17 protein-coding genes are annotated in these 20820 nt (G+C 62.5%); 4 read left to right on the forward strand and 13 right to left on the reverse strand.

Annotation, left to right across the window (positions count from 1 at the left end; genetic code table 11):
- Positions 1-120 precede the first annotated feature (120 nt).
- From QW887_RS28525 to QW887_RS28535, 3 genes are read right to left on the reverse strand one after another with little or no spacing between them, the layout of a single operon-like run.
- A complete protein-coding gene (locus tag QW887_RS28525; RefSeq protein ID WP_316176059.1) occupies positions 121-1737 on the reverse strand; it encodes an ABC transporter substrate-binding protein in 1617 nt (538 codons plus the stop codon).
- Entirely contained in the window at positions 1656-3488 is a 1833-nt protein-coding gene (locus QW887_RS28530; RefSeq protein WP_316176060.1) for a hydantoinase B/oxoprolinase family protein, read from the reverse strand. The genes QW887_RS28525 and QW887_RS28530 overlap by 82 nt, the downstream gene beginning before the upstream one ends.
- Before the next feature lie 9 nt (positions 3489-3497).
- Entirely contained in the window at positions 3498-5561 is a 2064-nt protein-coding gene (locus QW887_RS28535) for a hydantoinase/oxoprolinase family protein (RefSeq protein WP_316176061.1), read from the reverse strand.
- Between the two features lie 183 nt (positions 5562-5744).
- Between QW887_RS28535 and QW887_RS28540 the strand changes: the two genes are divergently transcribed.
- From QW887_RS28540 to QW887_RS28550, 3 genes are all read left to right on the forward strand, one after another.
- The gene (locus tag QW887_RS28540) at positions 5745-6446 is read left to right on the forward strand and encodes a GntR family transcriptional regulator (RefSeq protein ID WP_316176062.1); all 702 of its coding nucleotides are present in this window, start codon (positions 5745-5747) and stop codon (positions 6444-6446) included.
- An 82-nt stretch (positions 6447-6528) separates the two neighbouring features.
- The gene (locus tag QW887_RS28545; protein ID WP_316176086.1) at positions 6529-7908 is read left to right on the forward strand and encodes an aspartate aminotransferase family protein; all 1380 of its coding nucleotides are present in this window, start codon (positions 6529-6531) and stop codon (positions 7906-7908) included.
- A gap of 20 nt (positions 7909-7928) precedes the next feature.
- Positions 7929-9644, forward strand: a complete 1716-nt coding sequence (locus tag QW887_RS28550; RefSeq protein WP_316176087.1) for an acetolactate synthase catalytic subunit — start codon at positions 7929-7931, stop codon at positions 9642-9644.
- Between the two features lie 8 nt (positions 9645-9652).
- Here QW887_RS28550 and QW887_RS28555 read toward each other — a convergent pair whose 3' ends face one another.
- The 5 genes from QW887_RS28555 to QW887_RS28575 all read right to left on the reverse strand — a co-directional run bounded on the left by QW887_RS28555 (position 9653) and on the right by QW887_RS28575 (position 14901).
- Positions 9653-10402 (reverse strand): 3-oxoacyl-ACP reductase FabG, encoded by a 750-nt coding sequence (locus tag QW887_RS28555; RefSeq protein WP_316176063.1) that lies wholly within the window; start codon positions 10400-10402, stop codon positions 9653-9655.
- Positions 10403-10449: 47 nt separating this feature from the next.
- Entirely contained in the window at positions 10450-11478 is a 1029-nt protein-coding gene (locus QW887_RS28560; RefSeq protein ID WP_316176064.1) for a cyclase family protein, read from the reverse strand.
- Positions 11471-12328, reverse strand: a complete 858-nt coding sequence (locus tag QW887_RS28565; RefSeq protein WP_316176065.1) for a GntR family transcriptional regulator — start codon at positions 12326-12328, stop codon at positions 11471-11473. Before QW887_RS28565 ends, QW887_RS28560 begins: the two co-directional genes overlap by 8 nt.
- Positions 12329-12388: 60 nt before the next feature.
- Positions 12389-13675: an aminotransferase class I/II-fold pyridoxal phosphate-dependent enzyme gene (locus QW887_RS28570; RefSeq protein WP_316176066.1), complete on the reverse strand. Its 1287-nt coding sequence runs from the start codon at positions 13673-13675 to the stop codon at positions 12389-12391.
- Positions 13676-14094: 419 nt separating this feature from the next.
- A complete protein-coding gene (locus QW887_RS28575) occupies positions 14095-14901 on the reverse strand; it encodes a LuxR family transcriptional regulator (RefSeq protein ID WP_316176067.1) in 807 nt (268 codons plus the stop codon).
- 719 nt (positions 14902-15620) lie between these two features.
- Between QW887_RS28575 and QW887_RS28580 the strand changes: the two genes are divergently transcribed.
- Positions 15621-16343, forward strand: a complete 723-nt coding sequence (locus tag QW887_RS28580; RefSeq protein WP_316176068.1) for an acyl-homoserine-lactone synthase — start codon at positions 15621-15623, stop codon at positions 16341-16343.
- Positions 16344-16486: 143 nt separating this feature from the next.
- On the opposite strand, the gene QW887_RS28585 is transcribed toward QW887_RS28580, so the two are convergent.
- The 5 genes from QW887_RS28585 to trbL form a co-directional block, all read right to left on the reverse strand.
- Entirely contained in the window at positions 16487-16720 is a 234-nt protein-coding gene (locus QW887_RS28585) for a DUF2274 domain-containing protein (RefSeq protein WP_316176069.1), read from the reverse strand.
- A 5-nt stretch (positions 16721-16725) separates the two neighbouring features.
- Positions 16726-17853 (reverse strand): TrbI/VirB10 family protein, encoded by a 1128-nt coding sequence (locus tag QW887_RS28590; RefSeq protein WP_316195565.1) that lies wholly within the window; start codon positions 17851-17853, stop codon positions 16726-16728.
- Positions 17854-17927: 74 nt separating this feature from the next.
- Positions 17928-18860, reverse strand: a complete 933-nt coding sequence (gene trbG / locus QW887_RS28595; RefSeq protein ID WP_315828474.1) for a P-type conjugative transfer protein TrbG — start codon at positions 18858-18860, stop codon at positions 17928-17930.
- A gap of 32 nt (positions 18861-18892) precedes the next feature.
- On the reverse strand, positions 18893-19576 hold the full coding sequence (trbF, locus tag QW887_RS28600) for a conjugal transfer protein TrbF (protein WP_315801446.1): 684 nt from the start codon (positions 19574-19576) through the stop codon (positions 18893-18895).
- 1 nt (position 19577) lies between these two features.
- Positions 19578-20789, reverse strand: coding sequence for a P-type conjugative transfer protein TrbL (gene trbL, locus QW887_RS28605; protein ID WP_316195566.1), 1212 nt, complete (start codon positions 20787-20789; stop codon positions 19578-19580).
- Positions 20790-20820 lie beyond the last annotated feature (31 nt).

Consider the following 20820-nt stretch of genomic DNA (forward strand, 5'->3'; position numbering starts at 1 on the left):
GCTCTTCAACCAGGCTCTTCAGCGTGAACAAATCAAAAACGACCGCGGGACCCGCAGACGGCGTAGGATGGCCAAGCACCAGCTCCTCGCCGATTGTAGCGAGGAGCCGCTTGGCGTGTGTCAGTTCCTGATCATCGACCGCACATCTGGGAGCGTATGAAACCAGTACGCGTAATTGCCGATGTCCTTGCCTATGACGACCTCCAGGGCCGCCTGACGAAACATCAGGAGCGGAACATCGCGATTCACGATTGCGATCATCTCGCGCATCGCCGCATCATAATCAGCATCGCTGCCGGCGTCGTCCGCCTTTGCCAGCAGCCCATCGAGTACGGGATTGTTGTAGCCCGAGAAATTCGAACGTGTATTTCCGCGATAGAAGATCCGGATCCAGTAGTCTGGAAGATTGAGCCAGGCCACCTGGTTTTCGAGATAGACCGGCATTTGCTTTGCTGTCTGCAGCTCGCCGAAACGCGCCCCCGGCAGCTTCTCGATCGTCACGCGGACACCAGCCCGCGCGAGATGATCCTTGAGCGCCACCGCGAGATTTTCGAAGTATTCGGCCTTGCAGGTGCATAGTGACAAGGTGGTGTCAAAGCCGTTCGGATATCCTGCCTCCGCCAACAATTTGCGCGCCAACTCAGGATCATAGGCGAACGACTGTGGTTGCGGAAAGCTGGCGCCCTGCGCCTGCTCAGGCGGGCCGAACAATCGTTTGCCCCGATTGAGGAACACACTCCGGAAGATATCCTCTTGCGGGACGGCGTGGGCGATCGCCTGACGAACTCGTACATCGTCGAATGGCTTGATCTGTGTGTTCATGACCAGAAACTCGAACTGGTTCGGCATGGGAATCAGCAACAGCTTCGCCTGTGCGCGCCGTTCGACGCCTTCGATGGCGTTCGGCGCAAGCCCGACGGCAACATCGGCCGCGCGCCGCTCGACCAGCGCCACGCGGGTTGTATCCTCAGGCACGGTTTGAAACACGGCCCACCGCATGGCCGGTTGCGGCGTGCCATGCCATTTGTCGTTACGCTGCAGGACAACCTGATCAGGCCGGAACGTCATGACCTGATAGGCGCCGCTCCCCGCCTCGTTGGCCTTCAGCCACTCGGTGCCCCAGGGATCGTTGGGGGTGACATGGGCCTTGACCTGGTTGGCGTTGATAATGGGTGCGAACGGCGTGCTGAGCGAAAGCAACAGATAGCGATTTGGCTTGGTGAGCGCGATCTCCACGGTCTTGGCGTCGATCACCTTGATCTGGTCTTCGCTGGCAAGACCTCCCAAATTGAGGACGAAGCGCGTGGTCGGCAGGCTGATCGCACGTTGCAGCGACCATTTGACGTCCTCGGCGGTCACTTGCGATCCGTCATGGAAGGCTGCGGAGCTGCGAAGATGAAATCTGTAGACCTTTCCATCCTCGGAGATGTCCCAGCGTTCAGCGACGTCGCCGCGCGGTTGATCCAACCTGTATTGCTGGACATTGTCATGCGGCTGATCCAGCGCAAACGTGACCAGCCGATCGTAAACGTGCCAGGACACGCCCCAGGTCGATCGCTGCACGCCGGCGCCCGCAGGATCCAGCGAGCTGGTCTCGAACGGCCAGACCACTCGCGCGGTCTCGTTCCGGCTCTGGCCCCAGACTGGTGAAAAACCTAATGCGACTTGAACGGCGACGGCCGCCGCGAAGATCGCTCGTCGATTGCAGGCGTAGGCTCTTGCCGTAAAAGCTCCCATTGGGCGATCTCCTCAAGGGTGGTCGTGGTGAAACGTCTCTTGCTCCGCTCGCGATGCGTCGCCTCGTAGTCGACCTTCGACATGTCGGATGACAGCACGACCTGATAGATGGTTCGGGCCGCATCCAGGCTGACGAGTTCGTCGACGACATCGCGGCGCACCGCTTCCGGATTCCGCTCGCCCGGATCACCCCATCCGCCACCGCCGGCCGATTCGATGGAAATGTCCATGGGCCCACAGCGCAACGTGCCGTAGGCCGGTGTTTGAACGAGGGTGCCGTCTGCGGCGCGGCAGCGGATCGAAGCGACGGCCCCGGCCTGTCCGCCCATCACCCCGGACCCGGAGGGCCGCCTGCTCGCCTCGTCGCGAAACGTGGTCTCGGTGGGCACCAGCTGCCGGGCCTCGTAATGAATTCCGGTCCCGCCACGCATCCGGCCAGGACCTCCTCCATCGGTTCGGAACTCCTGGCGGCGGATCTCGACTGGGTAGGCGAGCTCGAGGTCCTCGACATTCGGCAGCACGAGCCCACCGAGGGTGTTGACCGTGCCGAGCACGTTGAAGCCGTCGCGTTCTGCGACCGCACCGGCGGCGGGATAGCCCAGCCAATGATAGAGAACAAAGATGTTGCCCTGTCGCGTCGAACCGGCCGATACCGGGTGTAGCGACTTGCCCCACCCTGCGCAGCTGCGATCGGGCGCGGCGCCTGACAAGGCCTGCCAGCAGGCGGTAATGATCTCGTGCGCCGGATGCGTGGTCGTAAAGCCGACGGGCGCTGGCGATCTTGCGTTCACGATGGTGCCTTCAGGAGCGATGATCTGGATCGCCCGGTAGGCACCCTCGTTCCGGGGCAGGGACTGGTCCAGGAAGGTCGCAACCGCGAGATAGACGGCCGATGAGGTATTGGCCAAGGGACTGTTCTTGAAGCCTGCGATCTGCGGCGAACAACCGGAAAAGTCGAATATCAGTCGTTCGCGCTCGACCGTCAACGACACCTCGATCCGGATATTGGCCGCCGCAAAGCAATCATGATCGCTGACGTCGACGCCGCTGTATCGACCGGGCCGCAATTGCTCGATCTCAACCTGCATTCGACGCTCTGCATAGTCGAGCAGGTTTGGAAACAGCCTTTGCGCTTGTTTGCTGCCGAGATCGCGGGCCAGCGATGCGAGCCTTTCGGCACCGATCCGCGTCGATCCGAGCATGGCGTGCAGATCGCCGATGAGCAGGTCGGGACAGCGCGTGTTGGCGAGCAGCAACTGCAGGATATCCTCGCGCACGACTTCCTTTTGGGCGATCCGCAATGGCGGGATGCGAACGCCTTCGTGGAAGATCTCTCGCGCGGCCGCATTATAGGTGCCCGCGACCCCTCCCCCGACGTCAGACTGATGTGCGCGATTGCATGAAAAGCCGAACAACGCACCTTCGACAAAGACGGGCCGCATTACCGTCCAGTCCGCCAGATGGTTGTTGCCCGCCAGATAGGGATCATTGGACAGGAAGACATCGCCCTCGGCGATATCTCCATTGAAGGCCTGCTTCAGAGCGCGCAACGCGAAGCCGCCGCTCCCGGTATGAATGGGGATGCCGTCAGCCTGCGCCACCACGGCCCCATCCGCGTCCCCTATGAAGCAGGAAAAGTCGTGAGACTGCGAGAAGATGGGACTGCGCGCGGTCTTCATCATCACCCATCCCATCTGCCGGGTGATATGATCGAGCTGCTTCTGCGTCAGGGCGAGCAAGACGGGATCCATGATGTTCCCCTATTGGAGCTCGATGATGTAGTTGCCGCCGGAGGTCACCCGGAGCCGATCACGCGCACCCACGAGAATCGTGGTGGTGCTTTCCTCGACGATGGCCGGGCCATCGACCAGCCTATGGGATGCAAGCGCACTCCCTTTGAACACCGGGACCTCTTGCCAGTCATGTTCGGCATCGACCCAAATTTCGCGCCGCCCGTCAGGATCATTCCCACGGCTGCCGGCGAAGTTCGATGCTTGAGCATGCAAGCGGGACAGAAGTCCGAAGCCACTGACCTTGACGGAAACGACCTGATGGCGACCGTCCGGTTGAGTATGACCGAACATGCGCAGATGCTCGGCTTCAAACCGCTCGATGATTGCGGCAATCGGCTCGTCGTCCCGCACGGTGATCGGGATCGATGACTGCTGACCGAAATAGCGCAGGTGCCACTGCGTCAGGAATCGCCGGCGCTCGGGTGGAAAGCCTTCCTCCTCCAGGAGCGTTGTTGCCTGCCCGATCAGACTCGCCGTCAGCCGGTCGAGAATGCCACGATGTTGCTGCTCCAGGGCGATCGGAATGCTCCGCTGCAGATCGCAGCGCAGGTCGGTGTTGCACATTCCAAACGCGCACAATATTCCCGCCAGACGCGGTACGAAGACGTTCTGGCAGCGTGCCAGACGCGCAATGCTGCTCGCATGCAGCGCGCCTGCTCCGCCACCGGCAACAAGAGTAAAGCGGTGCGGATCCAGCCCCTTCTCGATGCTGACGTTCTCGACAGCATGCAGCATCGTCTGCTCGGCCAGCCGAATGATGCCAACGGCCGCCTCAAACGGCTGAAGACCGAGCGGCTCGGCAATCTGGGTGCGGATCGCCTCCTCCGCGAGCCACCGATTGAGAATGATCGCGCCGCCGCCCTGCGCTCCAGGCCGCAGCCTGCCGAGCAGCAGCTGAGCATCGGTCACGGTAGGCTGCAAGCCGCCGCGCTCGTAGCAGGCCGGCCCAGGATTGGATCCCGCCCCGCGTGGGCCGACGCAGAGCAGCCCTCCTTCGTCCACGCTGGCAATCGAACCGCCGCCGGCACTCACGGTCGTGATTTCGACCGATGGCACCGCGACGCGCAAACGTTCAATATCGAGAAGATCGGTCATGCCGATCTCGCCTGCATTGACCATCATCACGTCGCAGCTCGTCCCCCCGACTTCGAGCGAGATCAGATGATCAGTCCCGGCCTCCGCCTGAAAATGGGTGAGCGCACCGGCGGCTGCCGCGGGACCGGACAGCAGCATGGCCACCGGATGCTTGGCGATCTGAGCCACCGAGACGACGCCGCCATTGCTTTGAACGATCAACAGCGCGCGCAGGCCCATCGCCCGGAGCTCACGTTCGAGGCCGTTGAGATAAGGGACAACGCGCGGCGCCACATAGGCATTGATGACTGACGTCGATGCCCGCTCGTACTCACCGACGACCGGGGCGAGCTCGCTGGACAGCGTCACCCAAAGCTCCGGGGCATGCGCGGCAATGATGTCACGACATCGCTGCTCATGGTCGGAATTGCGATAGCTGTGCAGCAGGCAGATGGCGACAGACTCGACGCCGAACGAGAGCATGCGGTCGAGCGCGCGGCGCACGGACGCCGGATCCAGCGGGATGACCGCATTGCCCTCCGCGTCCATCCGCTCGACCACGGACAATCGCCGGTGCCGCGGCACAATGGGATCTGGCCAGGGAGCACGATGGTCCCAGGGATTGTCTCGCCAGCCCCTCCTGATCTCGATGGTGTCGCGAAATCCTTCGGTGCCGAGCAGACCGACGACCGCGCCCGTTCTCTCGAGCAAGGTATTGGTCGCGATGGTTGAGCCGTGAACGAAAAGGTCGGTCCGGGACAACAACAGCGGAAGCGGCATGCCGAGCTCGGAGGCCGCACGCTCGAGCGCTGCAATCACACCTTTGGCGGGATCTGACGGCATGCTCGGCGACTTGGTCGCATGCACATGACCGGCCCCATCGACAATACTGACGTCGGTGAAGGTTCCACCAATGTCGACCCCAATACGAAACCCGCCCGCCACTTCACTGTCCATATGACAACCACCCTATTTTGATGTATCAGACAACAAATTTGTTATGTCAAGAGCCCATCACATAGCAGACGCCGAGCTTCTTGCAGATAGATCAGGACCGTTGGGTGCACACACAAAGGGAATGATGCACCAAATGGCCTGCTTGCGCTTGAAATCCGGCCCCTGTGCACTCAGAGTGCGGCCATGTTCTCAGACCTCACCGACTCCTCGTTGAAATCGGCCGCCGAGATGCCTCTCGTGCCGATCGACCGCCAGACCAGCCTTGGTGAACTCGCCTACGCCTCCCTGAAGGAGGCGATCGTGCGAGGTGAATTCTCGGCTGGACAAAAGCTGACAGTACGCGCCGTTGCCCAGGCGCTCGAGGTCAGCACGACGCCCGCGCGCGACGCCATCATGCGCCTGATTGGCGAAGGCGCCCTCGTCAATGCCGGGCCGAAGACCGTCATCGTTCCACCCTTGACCAAAGCTGCGCTGGATGAGGTCACCGCCATCCGATTGGTGCTGGAGGCATTGGCAGCGCGGACGGCGGCGGCAAACATGCCGCCTGAGACCATCGGAAAGCTCAAAATCCTTCAGTCTCAGATCAATTCGGCGCTGGACGCGGGTAATTATTCTGCCGCCCTCAAGGCCAACAAGGCCTTCCATTTCCTGATCTATCAGACCGCGAACATGCCGCGCCTGACGGCCATGATCGAATCGCTTTGGGTCCGCATCGGACCATCGCTGAACGACCTGTACCCGGAATTCGCGACCTCCCGCGTGGGCGTGAGCAACCACATGGAGGCGATCGCGGGTCTGGAGAGCGGGGACGCTGCCCGGGTTCAAGCCGCGATCGAAAAGGACATCCGCGACGGTTACCGACGGCTCGCCACGAGAGTCGAATAGCCCTCACCCAGCAACAAATTTGTTGCATCAAATATCAAACGCGCCTAGTCATGGCTCACTTCAGTCGAAGCGAGAACCCATGATGACTGTCCAATCAGCCCTGCCCCAGGCGTCCGCGAGGCAGACCGGACCCACCCAGGTGGGGCCCAGATCCAAAGAGGCCTTCCGGCGCGCGAGTTGCGTCTTTCCCGATGGAACAACACGGGTCACCATCGAACGGGATCCGCTTCCGCGCTATGTGAGCCACGGATCAGGGGCTTACGTGTTCGATGCAGATGGTCGAAAATTTCTCGACCTGAATGCGAATTTCACCACCCTGATCCACGGTCATGCCTTCGGTCCTGTCGTATCGGCGCTCGAGAGGCAATTGCGCGACGGAACGTGTTTCGCCAATCCGACCGAACGCGAGATCGAGCTGGCGGAGCTGATCTGCGAGAGGGTCACTGCGATCGAGCGCATCCGCTTCTGCAACACCGGTACGGAAGCGGTGATGTTCGCCATCAAGGCGGCGCGCGCATGGACCGGACGTCCCGCCATCGCCAAGATCGAGGGCGCCTATCACGGCGCGTATGATTGGGTCGAAGTGAGCCAGTCCAGCGGACCCAGCAATTGGGGGACGACGGACGAGCCTCAATCCGTTTCCTATTATAGAGGCCAGCCGGCCTCGGTGTTGAATGAGGTGGTGCCGCTGCGCTTCAACGACGTGCAGGGAGCCGTGGAAAGAATTGAACGCAACGCCAATTCCCTGGCGGCCATCGTCGTCGATCCGATGCCGAGCCGTGCCGGCCTGATTGCTCCGGATCCCGAGTTTGTCGAGGCCATTCAGTCGACCGCCCGAGCTCACAATATCCTCATCATCAGCGACGAAGTGCTGAACTTCCGCCAAGGCTTCGCGGGAGCGTCGGCCCGCTACGGACTGCAGCCAGACCTCTATACGCTCGGCAAGATCATCGGTGGAGGACTCCCGATCGGTGCGATTGCTGGGCGCGCGTCAGTGATGAGCATGTTCGACGCCGGCCAGAGCAGGGCGGCCGTGCCGCAAGGGGGGACATTCTCGGCCAATCCAATGTCGATGACCGCCGGTCTGGTCGCAATGCAAAATCTTGATCAGGCAGCTTTCGCCCGTCTGGAGAGACTTGGCGATCTGCTCCGAAGCCGCCTCATGCAGGCGATCGAACGATGGCAAGTCGCGTTCTCTGTCACCGGAGCCGCGTCGCTGTTTCGAATTCACCCGAAACGGCGGCCGCCACGGGATTTCCGCGAGGCGTTCTGGTCGCCAAGCGAAGCCGCCATCATGACCGAGATGACGCGTCACTTCGCAGCTGAGGGCATCATTCTGCCGAACGGCGCCGCCGCGTGCCTTTCGACCCCGATGGAAGACGGCGACGTCGACCTGGTGGGGCAGGTCTTCGAGAATTTTCTATCGGATGTGGCGCAAAGCTTCGAGTGGAGTCAGCCGTGAATCAGAATGAGAACGAGACCATGACTGTCGCCGAGCGAATCGCGCTGGCCCTGAAGCGCCACGGCGTCGAAATCATCTTCGCCCAGAGCCTTCCTTCAGCCGTCATCCTTGCCGCAGAAGCAATTGGCATCAGACAGGTCGCCTACCGGCAGGAGAATATGGGCGGCGCCATGGCAGATGGCTATGCCCGCATTTCCGGCCGGATTGCCGTCGTCGCTGCACAGAATGGCCCTGCCGCAACCCTCCTGGTCCCACCGCTGGCCGAAGCTTACAAGGCCAGCATTCCCGTCGTGGCGCTGGTTCAGGACGTCGAGCGTCCCCAGCTGGACCGTAACGCGTTTCAGGATCTCGACCATATGGCGCTGTTCGCGCCTTGCGCCAAGTCGGTCCATCGCATGCTGACCGCAGATCGCGTCGACGACTATGTCGATGCAGCCTTCGTCGCGGCGGGAAGCGGACGCCCTGGACCGGCAGTTCTGCTTCTGCCCGCCGATCTCCTGCGCGAACGCGCCATCACACCGCGACTGCAGCGGAATGCCAGCTACGGACAATGGCCGATCGACCGCATCGGCCCCGCGAGAGACCTCATCGAAGCCGCAGCCGACCTGATCGCCGCAGCCCGTGCACCCGCCGTCATCGCAGGTGGCGGCGCCACGTCCAAAGCTGCCGCCGCAGCCCTGGCCCGGCTGCAGGACCTCGCTCACCTGCCTGTCTTCACGACCAACATGGGCAAAGGCAGCGTCGACGAGCACCACCCGTTGTCATGCGGCGTTCTGGGCGCCTTGAACGGGCCAGGTTCGCTTGGGCGGCATACACGCCGGCTACTCGACGAGGCTGACACGGTTCTCCTGGTGGGCTCCCGAACCAACCAGAACGGAACCGACAGCTGGCGACTGATCCCCCCGAGCGCCAAGCGCATTCATATCGACATCGATCCGCAGGAGATCGGGCGCAACTACGAAGCGCTACGTCTGGTCGGCGATGCCGAAACGACACTGGACCTGCTGTGTTCGGCGATACAAGATCGCGATCTACGCGCACGGCGGCGACAAAGGAGCGAGCTCGAGGCCAATATCGCTGCGGCATGGCGCCAGTTCGAGATCGACCGTTGCCGCGTCCGGGACTCGAACACGTCGCCCATCCGTCCTGAACGGATCATGAAGGAGCTCCAGAGCCACCTGACGCCCGAGACGATCGTCGTCGCGGACGCAAGCTATGCCTCGATGTGGATCGTCGGCCAGTTGCGTGGCCTGCAGACCGGGATGCGCTTCATCACGCCGCGCGGACTTGCCGGGCTGGGCTGGGGCCTTCCTCTAGCCATCGGCGCCAAGCTTGCTGAGCCTCACCATCCTGTCGTGGCGGTGGTGGGTGATGGCGGATTTGCTCATAGCTGGGCCGAACTCGAAACCATGGCTCGCAGCGGCATCGCGGTGGTCGTTATCGTCCTCAACAATGGCGTCCTTGGCTATCAGAAGGATGCCGAAACCGCGAAGTTCGGCCGGTTCACCAGCGCTTGCCATCTTGGCCCGGTCTCTCATGCCGAGATCGCGCAAGCCTGCGGTTGCGCCGCCATTCGCGTTACCGCCCCCGGCGAGCTTGCAACTGCGCTCGGGACCGCACTGACGGCCGAGCGCCCCTGGCTGATCGACGTGATCAGCGCAGCTGATGCTCACCCGCCATTGTCGCTCTACGATGGCACTCTCGACCGACCCGAGCTGGTCGAGCCCGCGATGTGATCGTCACGTCAGGCGGCGAATTCACCTCCGGTGAAATCGAGTGTTGCCCCGGTCAGGAATGCCGCGGCCGGTGAGCTGACGAGAAAGCCGACGAGCCCCGCAACCTCGTCGGCCGTTCCAAAGCGCCCAAGCGGGATCCGGCTGAGCGCTGCACGGTTGACCTCGCTATCGGCGGGCCCCGTCATGTCGCTCAAGATGCGGCCAGGGGCAACGCAGTTGACGGTTATGCCAAACGGAGCGAGGTCGCGGGCAGCGGCACGGGTGAGACCCACAAGACCTGCCTTTGAGGCCGCGTAATGCGGGCCCGCTACTTGGGGGATGGCGCGTCCCGCAAGCGAGCCGATGTTGACGATCCGTCCCGCACGCCTCCGGATCATCGCTGGCGCGACCAGGCGGGTCAGCACGAAGGGTGCGTTCAGATTGACAGCAATGACGTTCTGCCATTCCTCTGGTGACGTCTGCATCATCCATGGCGCCCCCGGGTCGCTGCGCTTGGGTGAGATGCCGGCGTTGTTCACCAGGACGGTCACATCATCCCAGCGCCGGCGCAGCCGATCGATAAACGCGGTCATCTTCTCCAGACAGGTCACATCGATTGCTTCGGCCATCAGACGAGCTTGATCGCAACCGAGATGATCGAGAGCTCGGGCGACATGGTCCTCCTGTCTGGCGACGAACGCCACCCGGAAGCCCTCTTCAACAAGACGGCGCACGATGGCAAGACCAATACCGCCGGCGCCTCCTGTGACCAGCGCCACTCTGCCGTTGTCCGCTGCGCTGAACGTGCCTCGCGCTTCCGACATAATCAGACCGTCGCGACAGGTGTGACCGGAGATCCGACCGCACCGGGCAATCGCAACGGCGGAGCGGTCAGAAGAAAGCAGTTTCGCTCGTGGCTTCGCAACCACGTCGCAAGCTCGGACAGGTACCAGAGCTCGCCGAGTGCGATCCCGGCCTTGAACAGGCAGAACTCGTGAAGCGGCAGCGTCGCGCGGCGATCGAGATCAGCAGGGCGCGCCGGCAGCGCTTCCACCCCGATGTTGTCCGAGATCAGGGCCGACAAGCCGCTATTATCGATCCAGCCCAGCAGTTTCCGGTCACGCCCATCCAGCTCCGGACAGCGGGCAGGATGCGCATCGGCAGGATCGAGAGCGCCCGAAGCCGCGAGGACGCGATCACCGAAGCCCGAATAGAAGCAGACCAGGTCGCCCCGTTGGACTTCCACCCGGTCTGCTTCGATGATTCGCATCAGATCGTCGTAGCCGACCAGGTGCCGATCGTGCCCGAGGTGATGACACAAATCGATGAGGACACCCCGTCCCTGAATACAGGCGCGCGCCATGGTGTCGACACCGAGTCGGAGCGTTCGCGCCGCTCCTGTCTCGGGATCGGGCGCAGCAACGTCGCGCCCGGCGCGCCAGCCGTTATAATAAAGCGGCTCGGGGACGCCGTCGTCATCGGCATCAAAGCTCTGCCCAACATGGGCGAACGTATCCCAATGGGTTGAATACTGTGTCGCAAGCGTGACCACGTCGTCGCTCACGATATCGGTCGCCCCTGCCTGCTCGTTGGCAAGCGGATAGTTGTAGTTCAGTGTGCCGTCTTCGCCGCGGGCAAGAGCCGAAAGCCTGGGCGGATGCCTCAGACGGTGGATCACGTTCCCCCCCGGCAGGTTGAGAGGAAGGCTGAGACAGAATGTCAGCCCCTCCTGGACGTACCGTGCCGCCCGCCTGCGGACCTCCGGGGTCAGATAGTTCAGCCGGCCAAGCTCGTCATCATCACCGAAATCTCCCCAGTTCGAGCCGATCGGCCGTCGTTGCCAACGCTTAAACATGATGGGCCCCCGATTGGATATGGCCCGCAGCCACAGAGCCCGACGCCGCGTTTGGAACGAGAGGTGGCGCCGGCAGATCTTGATTCACGTCAAGATTGCGATAAAGGCCGCAGCCATCGATCTCGGCAATCACAGCCCGCTCCGCTTTCGACGGATCACGTTGGCCGATCGCTTCAACGATGTCGCCGAGCCGCATCGTCATTTCCCGTCGAGTGTCAGGATTCTCAGCCTTCAGAGTAAAGGTCGGTCCAAATCGGCACCAGATTCTGTCGACGAACATCGACAGGACGCTCGGTTCGGACAGGCCGAGAAGCGCCGCGCGCAACGCCCAAACCGCAGACGCGAACTGCACCGCGCGAGCTGTTTCGGCTGCCCTGCAGACATCGGTGTGGAGCAGCTTGAAGGCTCGCCAGTCGGCTTTGCGGTTCATCTCCGCAGCATTTGCGAAAGCCAGCCCTTCGACGGCGATTCGAAGCCGGTGGAGTTCCTCCAGCTCAGCCGCTCCGAGGATTGGCACGATGACTCCTAGTTCACGGCTCTGGCACAGGGCATCTGCGGCCGCAAGGCGGGACAGAGCGTCCCTGACAGGAGTCGGGCTCGTTCCGAGCAGACGTGCCAGCACGCCCAACGTCATCTGCTGACCCGGGCGGACTTCACCTACGATGAGCATGTGGCGAAGCCGCGTGAATGTGCCCTCGGCCAATGAAGGGGCTGGAACGCGCGGGCCGTTCGCGATCGCCCGGCGTCCGACCAGCTGATGTTCGCCGGGCGCACGTAGCAGCCGGCCTGTCCTGCAGCAGCGAGCACGCTCGGCGCTCGCATTGACTTCATCAACATCTCTTCTTTGCATAACCTGTCTCCAGCGGCCACATCGCGGGGCTCTGAGCTTGAGCAGTCTGGCTCTTGGTGATCAGGCCGATGCGGCCATTGTTTCCGGCTGACGTAGTTCGGAGGGGCTCTTGGCCAGAATGCAGGCGCACAGCCGCTCAACGTCTTCGACGTCGTGGTCGGCGGTCAGACAAACCCGGATGCCCGCCTTGCCCTGGGCGACCGTCGGAAAGAAGGTGACCGACGTGTAGAAGCCCTCATCGAGAAATTCACGCGCCATGGCGATGGCGGCCGCTTCCGATCCGACCGTGATCATCCGGATCGGCAGCGAATTGCCGCTTTCCGCCGTCGGAATTCGCCGGTCGAAAAGACCGATGCGCTGAGCCAGCCGCCGCTGTCGCTGGCCAAGCTCTGCCGACCGGTGAATTCTGCACGAGCCGAGAGCTGCCCCGACCGCAGCCAGGTTCGCAGCAGCCGAGAATGCATGTGGAAGGGCGTAGCGGCGGAACAGCGCTTCCTGCGCTGCTGTCCCAAGCATCAGAACGCCACCAGACGCGCCGAATCCCTTTCCAAGGGACGCCGCAATAATGGTGCGATCACCAAGGTCGCTGCCGAACTGCGAACGTGCGAAGCCTTGGCCCTGCTCACCGAACAGCGACACGCCATGCGCGTCATCGATATAGAGGAACAGTCCATACTGCTGCTGCAGCCTCGCCAGTTCCGGGATCGGTGCATGTCCGCCCATGGAGTAGACGCCGTCACAGACATAGGCGACGACCGGCTCTTCGCGGCACAGCTTCTCCAGCGCGGCAATGTCGTTGTGGGGAATGGTTTCGACCCGGGCCTCGTCGGCGACCACCGGCTTGTGATAGGCGAGAGAAATGTGGGCCAAGCGATCGAAGGCCACGACCGGCTTGACGCCTCCTGTCAGAAGGCCGGAGGCCAAGATCGGCATGGCACCGAGATTGGCCAGCATCACGGTGGAGAAGGCGATCACCCGAGCGGAAAACATCTCCGAGAGCGTAGATTCCAATTCCGAGAGCAGGTCAAAGTTGAGACGCGTGCGAGCGCACGACCAGTGCACGGAACGGTGCGCTTCGATCGCATCAATTGCACCGGAGACGATTACCGGATGATTGTCGAGCCCGAGATATGAGCATCGAACGAAATCGATCGCGTGCGGCCTTGTCCTAAGATCGCCGACGCCGAGCGCGACGGCGCGGCCACGCAGCGAACGTCCATAGACGGCCATGAGTCCGGCCTCATGTGCCGCATCGAAATGCGACCTGCTCTCGTTGATCACATACGCGGTATTACGAAAGCGTCCCACCGGACGAGCATCGCCAGACGAATCCGTCGCGTGTTGCATGATATCGTTTCCTCGTTCGCCGAAGGTGACCGACTTGTATTGATGTACATACAATTAGCTTGGCCGATTGATCGCGCCGAGCGCCTGTGCGGCTCTTACGGTTCGATATCTTCATTGTTAGAACACGAGCGCTTCGTTGTGCAGCTACCAACCTGGATAGCGAACGGTCGCTCGTCAGGCGCCAGATCGGGGGCAATTAGGCACAAGGATTGCTCACGGCCGCCAAGCTGCGCTGGTCAAGCGGGTTGGCGGGCGGTCCGGCCGGTATGTGCAATCACTGCAGCGGCTTTGAGATCAGGCCAAGGACGCGCCGCTGTTGGCTTACGGAAGCGATCGATCTCGACGCTTGCGATGGAACGCGATCATCGCACCTTTTTGCCATTTGCGCGCCGGGCAGGAACGGCGCTTCGTCCTGAATGTCAGAGCGGCAACGGTTGGGCGGCGTCGGCTTCAGTCGGTGCTGTATCCATCCACACCGGCGGAGACGAGCCGGACAGTCCGGAGACCTCGATCAGACCAAGGCGTATCGCCCTGACGACGGCGACCGTCCGGCTGTTCGTGCCAAGCTTTCTCGCCGCCTTCTTGATGTGGAAGTTGATCGTGTTTTCGCTAATCTTGAGTATGATTCCGATGTCCCAGGAGGACTTGCCCTCCGCCGTCCACTTCAGGCATTCACGTTCGCGCGGCGAGAGCTTGATCGCCTTCTTGTCCATCGGTGGCGGGGCAAGCTCGCCAAAGGCGACATGGAACTGACACGCCAAGGCGTGAAGATGTTTCATATGCCGGATCGGGTCGGCATCGTCGAAGCTGGATGCAAAGGAAAGAACCGAGATGCGCCCCGACGGCCCAAACAGCGGCACGCTCACCCCGTGCATGAGACCGGCTTCGCGGCTCTCATGAAGAACCAACCGCTCGCCGTCCTGCAACTGCTTCTGCTCGAGCAAGTGATCCCACAGGAATGGCCTGCTGTGAATTGCCGTTCGCCTGACGACCGGATCGATCTCGTGATACTTTCGCTCGAAATAGTGCTTCCGCCACTCGAGCGGAAAGTTGAGAGCGATGGCCGGCATAGGATGCTCTGGTAGCCGTACCGTCTCTTCATAGTTCAGGGCGCCATAAGCCACTTGGCCGAACCCCTCATCGGCTGCAGAACCGACGAGAAGATCGAAGAGGTCGGACAGCGACTGCGTGCGGTTTGCACAATCGATGAAGCTGAAGAGGTCCATTGCTACCTCACGGCAGACAAAGCTGCGCAAACTTCCGCCTAGCAAACTTCCGCCCAGATGTGATCGTGAAAACGAATCCGTCTGAATGTCCCGATCGCCGACGGTCCGCCCTTGCCCCGTCGTCTGCCTCTATCAAGGCGAGAAGCAGGCGCTTGCTTGTCCAAACTTCAACCCAACCTGAGGTAGACCGTACCATGATACGCTCCGTCGCGCAATTGACGATCACATTCAAGCAATCTTTTCAGAAGCTGCGATGTCATCAACATTGCCCTCCTCCGGACGCGGCGGCTCTGACGATCTTGCCGACTACGGCGACCAGATCGCGCAGCTAAGTGCCTACTTGATGAGCGCTGTTCGGCACTTGTGTCAGCGTGCATGAGATTGCTGGTATAAGTTTCGATCGGATCATGCGCACTAGGGACATTCTTCCCGGTACGCAGCACCCGCAAGTCAGGCCTCGCGGCCATCCCGTGCTGAACCCGTTCAAACGGGCCTGGACGAGCCTTGCAAAAGCCAAGAACTCCACCGTAACACAACCCAAAATTGCGTCAGATTGTAGGTGATATTGGGGCGATGCCTGACAGTTGTCTTCCTCTGAGCTGCCGGTAGGACGGCAGCCGCTCCACAGGCTCGCGAGCTACTCGACTGGGTAGCTGCCTCGCCGACGCTGTGCCGATTAGTCTGCACCTTCCTGTCACGTGGCACATTGGAAGATGCTCATGCGTACCCTTTTGATCAGGTGGGAAACCGTCCATCGATACGGTGAAGCCTGGATTTCGCATCATCGGCTGCGATACCGGATGTTCGTCGAGCGCCAGGGGTGGTCCGTGCCTCATTATCAGGGCATGGAATATGATGAGTTCGACACACCGGCAGCCACCTACATCCTGGTGGTGGACGAGCAAGATCAGGCGCTTGGAACTGCACGGCTGATTCCGACCACACGCCCCTACATGGTCAAGTCCTTGTGGCCGAACCTGGTCGAAGGCTCGCTGCCGCATTCGGACGCTGTCTGGGAAGCATCGCGCTTCGGCTGCGATCGCGCGCTCAGCGCCGGCGGACGGCGCCGAGTGATCGGGCAGCTCATACAGGCCTGTCAGGAATTCGGCCTCGCCAACGGCATCTCGTCCTATCTTGGGGTCATGCCCAGCTGGATCTTCAAGAATGTCATCGCCGCCCATGGCTGCCCGGTGAGGCCACTGGGAGCGAAGCTGCCGTTGCAGGGGCACGATATCGGAGCAGCCTATATCGGAGTATCATCAGCAATCCTGGAATTGGTTCGCCAGCAGACCGGCATCCCGCATGCGCTGCATGAGAGCCCCTCCCCTGTTGAGCCGATCCCATCCGCACTGTCCCCGCACTTGGCAGGGGATGCTCCGTCGGAGTCCGCCGAAGGACTGGCCTGCAGCCCGGACCTGGATGGGCTTGTGGGGGTTGGATGAGCGCGATCCGGAACCTGCGGCCATTTTGCCGCCCAGGGCACGCAAGCCAGGGCCGCTCCGGGTTGAACAGTGCTGTTTCTCGGCGGACGATAGCCAACTCCGAGGTTGAGCGGAGCAAGCTATCGCGATGCGCGGCTGCGGGTCTATTTGGCCTTGGGGGCTGGTGTCCGCTTCGACTTGGCAAACGCCCGATCAGTTGCCATGAACCGTGCCACCATTGCCGAGGCCAGGCGACCAAGATCATTGGCCGGCTGGTCCGAATGGCGGCCAACAGCTTCGGCATAGGCCTGCAGATCGCGATACACGTTCGCTGGCAGCTCGACCGTGATCTTGACCGGTTTCTCGTCGGGAAGTTCCGAGATCTTCAGCTTCGCCATGACTGCTACCCCTGATACGGCTCGAGGACGAGATCGCGATTGACGATCACGCGGACCGGAAAGCCCGGCCTTACTGTCAGGGTCGGCTGGACGTTCATCTGCTGACCGACGAGCTGCTGACCTGTACGGCTCATGGAGTTGCCGAAGCCCTGGCGGAGCGCCTGGATGATCGCGGCGTTGTTGGTATTCAGATTGGCGCCCGCGTTGACCTCGCTGCCCATCGAGAGCAGCGTCGAGAGCAGCGCTGCGCCAACCAGCTGCCTGAGGTGGTTATCGACCTCGTCGGAGAGACCTGAATAGCCGGCAGCGTCGGCGCCCTGCTGCCGTTCCAGGACGATCGACCGGCCGTTGGGCATGATCAGCCTGGTCCAGACCAGGAGCACGCGCGATTGCCCGGCCGTCACCTGGCTATCGTATATCCCGATCAGCCGCGCGCCCTGCGGGACAAGCAGGAAGCGGCCTGACGGCGAATCGAACACGTTCTCCGTCACCTGAGCGGTGATCTGTCCCGGCAGATCGGAGCGAATGCCCGTGATCAGAGCCCCCGCAATGACGGTCCCGGCCTGAACCACATAGGGGGAGGCCGGCCGGCTGACACGGTCGGCACTCGTGGTCCGGCGATCGACCGCGGCATTGACGAAGGCGAGCTTGCGGTCCTGGCCATTCTGGGCGAATGCGTCGTCGGGACTGGACATCGCGCCCGCGCGTTCGCTGGTCTGAGGCCCGCTCGCCGCGGCCTCGGTGCCACGAACATTGACCGTCGCAAACAGGCGGCTCAAGCGAGCGGCATCCCGCTCCTGCTCATGGCGGAGCTGCTCCTGATCGGGGGTGACCGCAAGTGCCTGGCCCTGCGCAGCGACAATCGCCTTGCCGAGATCCCCGGGCAGCGGCGGTCCGATCACTGGGACGTTCCTGGGAAGACTGGTGTAGTCACGCGGCAGGGCCGAAACCCCGTCCGCGATGTCGTGATGATCAGTGCTGTAGAGCTCGGATGGACCCGATTTGCTCGGCCTGTTGGTCTGCAATGTCCAGACGACGGCGCCTCCCATCAACAGGAGCGCAACTGCACTGCCGCCGGCCAGGACATTGCGCGACAGCCGCGTAACCGGCGGAAGATCTCCGTTCAGGCGCATTCTTTTCGTGCGCCGCTCAGCCTTCTCGGCTGCAGACGGAGCCTGAGACGCAGAAGCCTCATCCTCCCCGTTTTTCACCCTGAGGCTCCGTCGGTTCTGACGATCCTGACCTTGCGCTGCTCCTCGCCGCCGAGGCGCAACTCGGCCGCGGCAAACAGCCGATCGACGATCATGATGTTGCGGAAGGCACGGTAGTTGACGATCTCGGGCGCACCATCGCTCCCGATGACGAACAAGGGCGGCAATTCACCCTGCACAATGCCAGGGGCAAACTCGATATAGACCTTGCGACCGTCGTCATAGGCGTTGACCGGCCTCCATGGCGGATCATCCCCCTCGATGCGATAGCGGAAGCGTCGCAGCGCCGGATTGGGCAGCTCCGGCCTCAAGACGAGCTGGCGCGCTCTCGTCTCGGCATTCTGGGGATAGTACCAGGCCACGGCGGGCATATACGGCTTGTCACGAGCGCGCAGCTCGAGCAGATAGGTCCGCCGGTCGGTGTTGACGATGAGATTGGTTTCGATCGCGGCACGCGTCGGCTTGACCAGGATGTGAACGCGGCGGCGTTCGCCCGCACCGCTCTCGGTATCGCCGACGACCCAGCGCACGGTGTCGCCGGCGGACACGGGCCCCGACCCTGTGAGCTGTTCACCTTCCTCGAGCATGATGTCGGTGATCTGCCCGGGCGCCGCATAGACCTGATAGAGTGCGCCGGGACTGTAGGCATAGATCTGCGTCGCGTTGAAGTAGCCCTTCTTGCGCGGTTCGACCCGCGCCGCGCTATTGGCCATCTCGACGCGGTCGAGCGGCTCCGCTTCTTCCTGTGCTCCCGCCTTGCCACCAAGGGACACTTTCCAGGGCGGCGGAAGATGAAGCGGCTGAACCTTTCCATCCAGCGCGGCTGGCGGCGCCGGCAAGGATGGTGCTTCGCTGTCATAGGTGATCTTCGGCAGATTGGTCGTTGTGCAGCTGCAGAGCAGAACCAGAACGGCGGCCCCCGCCATCATTGGCCCTCCAGCCCTCCGGACCATTGGCTTGCTCATTGCGACAGCTCCTTCGACCAGTTGATGGCTTGGACGTAGACGCCGAGCGGGTTCTTGCGCAGGCGGTCGGCATCGTCCGGCATGGCGAGCACGAGGGTGAGGATCGCGCTCCAGCGTTCGGTCGCAACCGAGGCGCCGTTCTCGTAGCGACGCTCGACCCAGGCGATCCGGAAGCTGTCCGGCGAGGCGCGGATCACACTGGAGACCTCGACCGAGACCTGGATCTTGCCGAGCTTGCTAAAAGGATCGTTGGAGCGGGCATAGTCATTCAGGGCAGCCGCGCCGCGATCGGTCGTGAAGTCGTAGGCGCGCAGCCAATTCTGGCGCAGTACGATGCCATCGGCTGGCAGACCTCTCACGTCCTCAATAAACCGGGCAAGATGGAAGGCGACCTGCGGATCGGTCGGCATGTAGTCAGCCACCGCAGGCGCCACCCGCTGGACCTCGCCGAGATGGCCAACCTCGACCACCCAGGGCGTCACCGTACCGCGGGCCGACTGCCAGATCAGGGCGGACGCGAGGCCTGCGGCGAGTGTGAGGCAGCCGAACGCCATCAGCCGCCAGTTCTTGGCCTGCACGCGCGCAGAGCCGATGCGCTCATCCCAGACCTGTGCTGCCTTCTGATAGGGCGTCACCGGCTCGGGCGTACGGCCGTAATGAACAGATGATCGCTTGAACATGTCAGGATTTCCCCTCGGAGAGATCGACCGCGCTTCCCTGCCCGCCGTGCTCGGCATGGCGAACGGCCTGTGCCGTTGTAGAAGCGCCCTGATGGACGGCGCGCGCAGCCTTCATGCGCCGCGCCCACATTGGAGAGCCAGGGCCGTCGGCCTGACCCGGCTGATCCGAGCCGCCGGCCTCGGCATTCGCCTTTGGACGCAGGGGACTCGCGTTCGCTCCTGCTGCCTCGACGGCAGCGCCACCGACGCGCCCTCCGCCGGACGCCATAGCGCCAAGCGGAGCGACTGCACGGCTCGCACCAGAGATCGCGCCGCCTGCGAGCCCCGCTGCACCAGCGGCCATGCCGGCGCCGGCCACGACGAGACCGCCCGCTGCAAGCGACGCTCCGACCGCGCTCCCTGCTCCAAGCTGCGGTCCGCCACTGACAAGACCATTGGCGATCCCGGGCCCGAACAATCCAAGGCCGAGCAGCGCCAGGGACGCCAGGACCAGGGCCATGGCACTCTCGACGGTCGGAGGATCGCCGCTCGTCACCTGGGTCAACTGACCGAACAGGGTCGAGCCGGTTCCTGAGATCACGGCGAGCAGCAGAACCTTCACACCGGAGGAGATGACATTGCCGAGCACACGTTCGGCTGCGAAGGCGGTCTTGCCGAACAGACCAAACGGGATGAGCACGAATCCAGCAAGCGTCGTGAGCTTGAACTCGATCAGGGTGACGAAGAGCTGGATGGCCAGAATGAAGAAGGCGAGCAGCACGACCACCCACGCAAACAACAGGACCGCAATCTGCAGGAAGTTCTCGAAGAAGCTCACATATCCAAGGAGGCCCGAGATCGCCTGGAGGAGCGGCCGCCCGGTATCGAGACCCACTTGCGCGATTCTGCCCGGGCGGAGGAAGTCCGCCGCCGACAGCGCCGAGCCCGAGGCCTTCAGGCCGAGTGCTGCGAAGCTCTCGAAGACGACCCGGGCGAGGCTGTTCCAATTGCCTATCAGGTAGGCGAACACGCCGACAAACAAGGTCTTCTTCAGCAGCCGGGCGACGACATCGTCCTCGCCGCCAAACGCCCAGAACAGCGCAGCAAGCGTCACATCGATGGTGACGAGCGTGGTTGCGAGATATCCGACCTCACCGCCCACCAGACCAAAGCCGCTGTCGATTGTCCGGGTAAAGGTCTCCAGGAATTGATCGATGATCCCCGTTCCTGTCATCGGGCAATCTCAACCATGAGCTGCCGGGCAG

The sequence above is a fragment of the Bradyrhizobium sp. SZCCHNRI3052 genome, assembly GCF_032484895.1.
In the GTDB taxonomy this organism is placed as follows: Bacteria; Pseudomonadota; Alphaproteobacteria; order Rhizobiales; family Xanthobacteraceae; genus Bradyrhizobium.